An 8,554-nucleotide genomic window follows, 5' to 3' on the forward strand; every position below is an offset into this window, starting at 1 on the left:
TCCATTACTTTATCGAAGCCAGCTTTGACACATAGGGCTGATAATGATCCAATGGTGTAGTCAGATAAGACTTCTTTTGTTGGCATCCATTTATTTACTGCCACATTTCGATAATCTTCTGCAAAATCGAGATTACTAATCATTATGTCAGTCATGTTGATACTTTGGTCATCTTGTTTTGTGGCAAGGTGTTTTGTGACGTTAAAGATTTCAACTTTTAACTTGTCTACATTCACACGTAGAGCAGCTTTAATCGTTGCATCAAAGCCTGTAACGCTTGATAACTCATTATTAATCGACTTATAGCCAGTACATAATCGTTTGAGTGCTGCATAACTCATTGCTAACTGGAAGTGTTCCTGTGGCATGAGTAGAGAAGCCGAAGTTTCGCGCAGTATAGCCTTGTTGGTTTCAATTACTTTTTTGGGTACAACACAACTGACAGGTTTATCCGTTGCCGTTTTTTTCGATTTATTGGTTGGTTTGCTTTGGGGCATTGTTTCATCAGCAACATCAGCAACATCGTCATAAATATTGTTAACCTCCAATTCAGGCTCATTAGACGCTACGCACTTATTGAAACAGATTGCATCAATACATTGGTTTTCAAAGGTAGTGCCTAACGTGCGCCCTAATCTATCATCAATCAAAACGACACGTTTTTGGCAAGCCTGACAGCCTGTAGTAAATTGATTTTCACCAACAACTTGAGCATCTACTGTGTTTCTGTCTGTTTCATTAATCTGTTGCACTAACAAGACTGTGCCGTATTTTTCAGAGAGTTCTTCTTTTCTGGCTTCAAGCCATAAATTCGTTTTATCTTTAAAACAGCTAAGGTTAGAACAGGCGGCTTTGTGATCGTCAAGACCAAACAAGCCTGATTGTGCAGCACTGTTATGAGGACAAGTATTACACTCAGTCGTATCGAATTTCGCTAAGTTAAGATATTGCTGGCCTTTGGATGCACGTTGACGTAAATAACTGACAGTCCACTTCTCAGTAATTATTTTTTTGAGCGTACCTTGCTGTAATTTGACTGAGAACGGAGCCAATAAAAGCGCGTGTCCAACAGTAATAGAACCCGTAGTTACGGCATCAAGCACTTCTTCACAACATTTCAAAACCTCAACACGCTCATTCACTTTTTTAAGTGTCCAAGCCATGCGGTCTGCAATCGCTTGGCGATCACCATTATAAAAAGCACTGAGTTGTTGAACTGCCTTACATTCATCAATAAGGCTTAATGATTCACGATTAAGATTTTCTTCCATTTGATGTTCTAACGCTTCTGCATCAGACAGAGGCTTTATAAGAACAGGAATATCGGAAAGCCCTAATTCTCGACTGGCGGTAAGGCGACCATAGCCTGCAACAATCTCAAAGCGATCTGCGGCAGGGCGAACCAATACAGGTTGAATAACGCCACGCTTTAAAATACTGGCTTTTAATTCACTGTATTTCGATTCATCGCGTGTTCGTCTGGTGTTACCAAATGGCAGCGCATCAATCATGCTAATTGGTAGCTTTGTATTGTTTGTTGATAAATGATGTGTCTGTTCCATGTAAATCACCTCAAAGTCGGTTGTGGTCGTTTTGTTGGATTAACTTTCTCATAGACTCATAAAGCCGCAACCGAACCTAAAACGGCAATAACAATGCCCGATACTTGATTAAGGTGATTAAGGAATTTCGCTCGAATATACAGAAAAACAATAAAAACCGATTTTTCGAATTAATTTTTATTGTATTAAACACAGGCTTATTTTTTGTTTGAGGTCATTCTAGATTTTTCGCGCAAGCAGGGGAGGGGATTATTTTTACTATGGGTAACAGCAAATATTTGCTATTACCCATAACGAATTAAATGTCACGTTAAGCTGGTTTTCTCAGCTCATCCTCTAGAATAAAGTAGTTCATTTTTAACTTGAACGTTATCGCATTAATATTTTTTATTTCTTTATTTATGGTGAGTTTTTCGGCTAAGGTTGACGCATTCACAGCAGAAGAACGTAACTTTTTAGCTTTCCGTGATAATCGTTCTATCGCGCTATCGATATCGATAACGGTGTTAAAGTTTAACGTGAGTTGTTCGTAGGTCATAAGTTTCACTCTTTGGTAGAAAAGTTACTCTGAAAGTGACACAAAGTTTTAAACTGGCAACTCTATTTTGATTGTCTTATTCTTCAGGAATAATTTCAGAATTATTAATTCAATTCAATAGTTTAGTGTGGTTTTGCTGTTGTCCAAAAATTCAGGATATATTTTAATATTTGCTAGTGGGTAGCATTGATTTAAGTGTATAAGCAAAAAACAATGCTTGTATCATTGATTTAAGTGTACATGTGGATTATTCTAGCTTTATTGGTTTTGTGCAAAGCGTTTTCAGAGAGGGTTTTATGGATTTATCAAATTATTTACGAACAGGCACTTATGCCAGACAAGCGTTACAGCAACTTTCTGATAACGAGGCAAAACACAAAATTGAGTTTGGTTATAATGATTTCCATATCCGTTACAACAAAGCCGCTATAACTCGTTTATCTGAGCTATCAAGAGCTATCGTAGACAAGGCGATGGCAGAAATGGAATCCGAAGGATATGTATTCAATAAAAAGAATGCTGGCACTGTTGAAAGTTACGATTTACCTATTGAGCAAGTCATAGATATCTACGCACATAGAAATATCGCTAAATTACGAGACACTCATAAAGAAGCGGTTGTGTTGTTTCTTGCAAATTTAAAAGGTGGAGTAACCAAATCCGTCACAGCTAGCACGATGGCCCAAGCATTACGAACTCACCCTCAACTATTAAAATATGATTTACGTCTTTTGGTGATAGATATAGATCCTCAAGCATCATCTACCATGATGTTAAATCATCAGTATTCTATTGGTGATGTAAACTACACCAGCGCACAAGCAATGTTGCAGAATCCATCTAGAGAAGAAATATTAGAGCACTTTATTGTGGAATCTAAGGTAAAAAATGTATCTGTCATGCCTGCGTCGATTGCTGATGGTTTTATTGCATCAAACTGGGAAGCTTTATGCCATGAACATTTGCCAGGGCAAAACCCTTTTATGGTCTTGAAAGAAAACGTCATTGATAAAATTAAGGGCGATTTTGATTGGATAATTATTGATACCGGACCGCATTTAGATGCTTTTTTAAATAATGGGATCACAGCATCAGACGTATTAGCGACTCCGTTACCACCATCACAAGTCGATTTACATTCAACATTGCAGTACGTTGGTCGTCTACCCTCCATCATGGAGCAACTGTTAGCCGGCGGTGCGACTCATTTACCTAAAAATCATTTTGCATTTATGACAAAATTTTCAAAGTCAGTGCAAGATAAGGATGCGTTATCAATAGCAAAGGCGGTTTTTCGCGAGGAAATGTTGGATTGCAATATACCGAATTTAATCGCTTTTCAGCGTTGCGCTGAAACATTTGATACCGTTATATCAGTAAATCCGAAAGAATATCCCGGTCATGTCGCATCATTAAAAACGGCTAAAGAAGCCATAGAAGATTTCGCTTTATCAGTATTTCAACACATTCAATTATATTTGAGAGCAAACCATGGAAGCTAAGAACAATCGAAAACCGCCCATAGGCCGAAGCATAGGCATTCTCGGTGAAGTCAATCTTAATAAAAACATGGTAAACGACGAAGAAGTTTACACATTACATAATGGACGCCAAGTTACATTTAAGCGTACAACGGTACCGGCAAACGATGTCGGATCGTTGACTTATGCTCATCCGATGAACAAGCGTATTGCTGAAGAATTAACGAGGTCGTCATTAGCTGATGTGATTAGTTCTATTTCAAGGCAACAATATCAGCCGGTGATAGCACAGCTCATAGATGGAAAGTACGCCACTCTAGATGGTAGTCGTCGTCGCAAAGCCGCATTATTTGCCAATGTTGGTTTGAATATTCTTTATTGTGAGGAAGCGTTATCAAGGGCAGAAGTCAAAGCGTTATCTAAAGAGCTTCAAAGCGCCAAAGAGCATTCAATTAGAGATAACGGCAGAGCATTTGCACTTCTTTTACAAGAAGAACCACAAAAAACGCAAGCCGACATTGCTGAGCAAGAAGGCTTTACGCAAGGGTATGTATCTAAGGCATTAAACGCTTGGGCAATCCCACAAGAATTAATCAATTTATTTGAGTATCCAAGCGATTTAACGCTTCAGCAATTTTCTGAAATAACAAAAATTTACAACCATATTCTAGATGCAAAATTACCTTTAGAAGAAGTGGTTGAGCTAACTGAGGTGTTACCGGGAACGTTGAATGATGAAGTGATTGAGTTTCTTAAAGATGCCGCTGAATTTACGAAACCCAAAAAAGCAGCACCTAAAGAGACAAAATTTCTCGATGTTAATGCTAAAAAGTGGGCAAAGAGTAAGCGCGTAAAAGATAAAACGACTATTACTTTGAGTCGAGCAACAGAAGATGAATATGCAAAAATTGAAGCATACATCATGAAAGTAATGAAAGGCGAGTAAGCTAAAAAAATGAAACGACGAACATGTTCAACCGCCAAGTAGCACATGTTCGCCGCCAAACCAACACAATAAATTTTTAAGGAGAGTTATTATGCCGATTAAGACAATGCTATCAGTTGCTGAAGCAATTGCAAATGGCCAGAAAGTAAAAATGCCGGCAATGAGGTTTTCTGATTGGGATTTGTTTTGCAGGTGCTTGAAAGAAGCGAAGGGCGAAAAAAAATAACATTTAATAAAAACGGTCAAATTGGCCGTTTTTTTCATACTTTAAAGTGAAAGTAGAGCGTTAGCATTTATATGTAAAGGCCACTATTTACTTTATAAAAGTATTGTTATACAAGTTTTTATGCTATTTAGTTTGATGTAAGTTCGGCTGCTTGCTGCATAAGGAACCCTATTTTGTTATTCAACCCTCAACAACCTTTTTATCGGTTGAAGATTTTGCATTGCGTTAGTCTTTTTTCACTACTTTTTGTTGGTGGTTTAATTGTTTATTGTTACCAAGGTTACGCAAGCTATAAGGATAAAACCGATGAAAGCATTAAGTTTGCCGTAACATTTTTAGACTCAAAAATCTCAGATGCATTTAAAGCAAACCAATTAATTTTATCGAACGCAACTACTGACTGTGCCACTTCAGCATCAGATTTTTACCAAGTCATTTTAGAAGTTCCGAGCATTCAAACTATCAACTTAATTGCCAATAACAAAGTATTATGTTCCTCGTTACCAATGAATATAGGTAAATCCACAGATATATCTACTTATGGAGCTGTAGATCTTGTGATATCAAAATATATCGTGCCTGGGAAACCTATCCTCATAACTAAATCGACTAAAAATGATTATTCAGTAATGACAACGTTACATGGTCCGACATTGTTTTCAGTCATTAAATTATTCAATAAAAACACTCATTATTCATTACATTTTCCTTCAAATTCAATCGATTTGGATTTAAACATTGTTAATGTGCAAGAAAAGGATTTTACCTACGAAAGCGTTTCAACACGCTATCCATTCTCTGTTAAAGCTGGAATAGATATAAGTGATTTACTCGTTGATATCTTGAAAGTTGATTCTTTAGCGTTCCTATTCATTGGCGTACTTGCACTGATGTTGCCTTTGTGTTTTTTTCTGCATGGCCAAGATGTCGTGGTTAAGAACGCGTTGCGCTTAGGCCTTCGAAAAAAACAATTTATACCCTATGCTCAGGCTATTGTTGATACTTCAGGTCATGTAACTGGGTGTGAAGTCTTAATGCGATGGCGTTACGGTGATAAATTAATTAGCCCGGATGTATTTATTCCAACAGCTGAAGTCTCTCACCAAATTGTACCAATGACCTTAATGTTAATAGAGCAAGTTCATAAAGACTGTGTTAATGCTAGCAAGGCATCAAAGCAAAAAAATTTTTATTTAAGTATAAATATTTGCCCCGTTCAGCTATCAAAAAATTACTCTGCATCCCTAATCGACTCTTGTAAGAAGTTTGTTCAAGATCCACAACTTAAGCATATTACACTTGTCTTGGAAATTACTGAGCGTCAAATAATCACAAACGATGCTTACACTTTGAATACGATTTCAGAACTTGAGTCGCTGGGAGTGAAATTTTCCATCGATGACTTTGGAACTGGTTACTCTTGTTTAGAGCATCTTAGAGACTTAAGTGTTAGCGCGTTAAAAATCGACAAGATTTTTATCGATGGATACCCAGAAAATACACATAGTTTTAATCTCGTATCTAACATTCTTGACTTATCAAAGAGATTAAACATTCCGATTATTGCGGAAGGGGTAGAAACGAGGCATCAAGCAGAAAATCTAATTTCGAATGGAGTTCAGAATCTTCAAGGTTATCTATTTCATAAACCTGAGCCCTTGAGCGTTTTTTTGGAACAGGTCTCAATGTAGCAGTCTGTAACAATGCCGTTTAAGACATTATTACAGACATAATACATACCTGCTTTTAGAGACAAACAGCTGATCTAAACACGAATAGGCATAACCAGCGTAATAAGCTCACTAACTTCACATTCAATTAAAATCGCTGTTTTTTGATTGAAATAGATAGTCACTTTTTCACCCGACTGCTTTGCGAGCGCATCAGCCAAATAGGTTGGATTTACGCCAACGGTAAAATGTTCCACGCTTTGGTTTTCAGCTTCTATGATTTCAGAGAACTCATTTGATTTATCACTACTTGAAACAGACATTTGCACTTCTGAATTAATATCAAATTTAAGAATTGGGATCTTTTCTAATGAAGCCACAGCATGAAAGCGCTTAACAGTATTTTTAAGCTCATTGAGGTTAAATGTAACGCCATTTTCGTTGCGTGAAGGTATTACACGGTTTACATCGGGGAACCTTCCATCACCAAGAACAGACACAATAGATGTATCACCGCTGGTTATTGACGCCTTTTTTTCGTCAAATTCTATTGTTACGGGTTCGCCTCCATCTAAATTTTGAGATAGCAATGCTGACATAAGCGAAAGTGGAACAAGGTAGCTTCCTTCGCCACTGCATGTTAAGTCAGAGTGTTCGAGTTGACTCAATCGGTGGCCGTCAGTTGCACATACAACCACCAGTTGTCCGATTATTCTTAAGTTCACATGACAAAGATAGCTTCGCACATCGTTTTTTGCCACAGCATAACTTGCTGAATTAAATAGTGCTGCAAGCTGTGATATTGTGCATTGTATGGTGGAAATAGGGCTGACGATTGCAGGTGCAGACGGGTATTCCGAGGCATTAAAAATAGGCGATTTTAGCTTGCTCTTACCGCTAGTCATAAACAAGCTTTCACCTTTGACTTCGAATTTCGCTGTTTCTGCTGACAAAGCGTTTAATACAGCGCTTAAACGCTTTGCTGACAAGGTAAACGAGATATTCTCACTCACTTGCGCGGGTAACGTCAAAGAGTTGAATTGAGCGCCATTTGATGCGCTAAAACGAACTTGATTGTTTTCTGCTTCAATTAATACCATTTCATAAACGGGATTAATTCTACTGTTGGCATGACTACAAATTGTTTGGATGCGGTTTTTGTTAGCTAAACTGAGAGTGAACATATTGATGGCCTTTTTGTGTTCGGTGAATTAATAATCTCACCGCTTTGATAAGCCGCAACCATAGTGTGATGTGATGTTGAATACAGATATTTGTGAACTGCCGAATAGGCAGCTGAAAATAAAAACAATCGATTTGATGTTTAGGTTAAAGCGGTATCTGCCGAATAGGCAGTTGAAAAAGAAGATAATCGTTTCGACGTATATGTTCGCGCACAAACTGCCGAAAAGGCAGTAAAAGCCTCCTCTTGTGTCACTGAGAGGAGGTTTTTTATTGGTTACTCATCGGTTATTAATTTAACCCATGCTGTGGTGGTATTTTGGTATAGAGTATTGATCTTCCGCTAATTCAGTAGACTCTTTTTAATTAGAAACCGAAGTAAGGTAAAAAGTGTTATGAATAGAATGATTTGAAACTGAAATTTAACGAGATGCTGAGAGCATCTCACTAACCGCTAAGTTATACTAGTTACTATACAGTAACCAGTATAACTTCAATGCCAAGACGTCTAAGACCTTCAAGGTAAATACTTGGTATGTTTTGATCGGTTATCACTTTGGTCACGGCAGACGGTTCTAAAATTTTGTGAAGACAAATTAAGTCAAATTTAGATGAGTCGGTTACTACAATGACCTCAGTGGCAACTTGGCACATAATTCTATTAAGGATGGCTTCTGATTCGAAATGAGTCGTAATGCCTCGTTCCATATGAAAGCCATCAACACCTAAAAAAACTTTATCTACGTGAAGGTCTTTTAAGGTGTTTTCAGCACAGCTGCCGAAAAATGACATATTTTTTCGTCTTAATGTCCCGCCTAATAAAATGACATTGACATATTCGTTTGATGATAATTCATTGGTAACATTGAAGCCATTGGTGACAATAGTGAGGTTATGTTTATTTTGTAAATGGACAGCAACTTGATCAGTTGTGGAGACTGAATCGAGG

7 protein-coding genes and 1 pseudogene are annotated in these 8,554 nt (G+C 37.6%); 4 read left to right on the plus strand and 4 right to left on the minus strand.

From position 1 onward, the window contains the following. Both H5202_RS15490 and H5202_RS15495 read right to left on the minus strand, forming a co-directional pair. Nucleotides 1-1,562 (minus strand): ParB/RepB/Spo0J family partition protein (locus H5202_RS15490; RefSeq protein WP_182772868.1); only part of this gene is annotated, 1,562 nt, incomplete at its 3' end. A 310-nt stretch (nucleotides 1,563-1,872) separates the two neighbouring features. Beyond that, on the minus strand, nucleotides 1,873-2,100 hold the full coding sequence (locus H5202_RS15495) for a hypothetical protein (protein ID WP_182772869.1): 228 nt from the start codon (nucleotides 2,098-2,100) through the stop codon (nucleotides 1,873-1,875). A 296-nt stretch (nucleotides 2,101-2,396) separates the two neighbouring features. On the opposite strand from H5202_RS15495, the gene H5202_RS15500 reads away from it, so the two are divergent. The 4 genes from H5202_RS15500 (at nucleotide 2,397) to H5202_RS15510 (ending at nucleotide 6,444) form a co-directional block, all read left to right on the plus strand. After that, on the plus strand, nucleotides 2,397-3,602 hold the full coding sequence (locus H5202_RS15500) for an AAA family ATPase (protein ID WP_182772870.1): 1,206 nt from the start codon (nucleotides 2,397-2,399) through the stop codon (nucleotides 3,600-3,602). Then, a complete protein-coding gene (locus H5202_RS15505; protein ID WP_182772871.1) occupies nucleotides 3,592-4,527 on the plus strand; it encodes a ParB/RepB/Spo0J family partition protein in 936 nt (311 codons plus the stop codon). Before H5202_RS15500 ends, H5202_RS15505 begins: the two co-directional genes overlap by 11 nt. Before the next feature lie 91 nt (nucleotides 4,528-4,618). Next, nucleotides 4,619-4,753: a hypothetical protein gene (locus tag H5202_RS24305; RefSeq protein WP_259397339.1), complete on the plus strand. Its 135-nt coding sequence runs from the start codon at nucleotides 4,619-4,621 to the stop codon at nucleotides 4,751-4,753. Nucleotides 4,754-4,926: 173 nt separating this feature from the next. Then, entirely contained in the window at nucleotides 4,927-6,444 is a 1,518-nt protein-coding gene (locus tag H5202_RS15510) for an EAL domain-containing protein (protein ID WP_182772872.1), read from the plus strand. A gap of 74 nt (nucleotides 6,445-6,518) precedes the next feature. Here the strand turns inward: H5202_RS15510 and dnaN are convergent, their stop codons facing one another. Together dnaN and H5202_RS15520 are read right to left on the minus strand one after the other, a co-directional pair. Then, nucleotides 6,519-7,607 (minus strand): DNA polymerase III subunit beta, encoded by a 1,089-nt coding sequence (gene dnaN / locus H5202_RS15515; protein ID WP_182772873.1) that lies wholly within the window; start codon nucleotides 7,605-7,607, stop codon nucleotides 6,519-6,521. A 469-nt stretch (nucleotides 7,608-8,076) separates the two neighbouring features. Further along, nucleotides 8,077-8,554 (minus strand): annotated as a pseudogene (locus H5202_RS15520) (DeoR family transcriptional regulator); the annotation flags it as partial.

This window comes from Shewanella sp. SG41-4 (assembly GCF_014164505.1).
GTDB lineage: Bacteria > Pseudomonadota > Gammaproteobacteria > Enterobacterales > Shewanellaceae > Shewanella.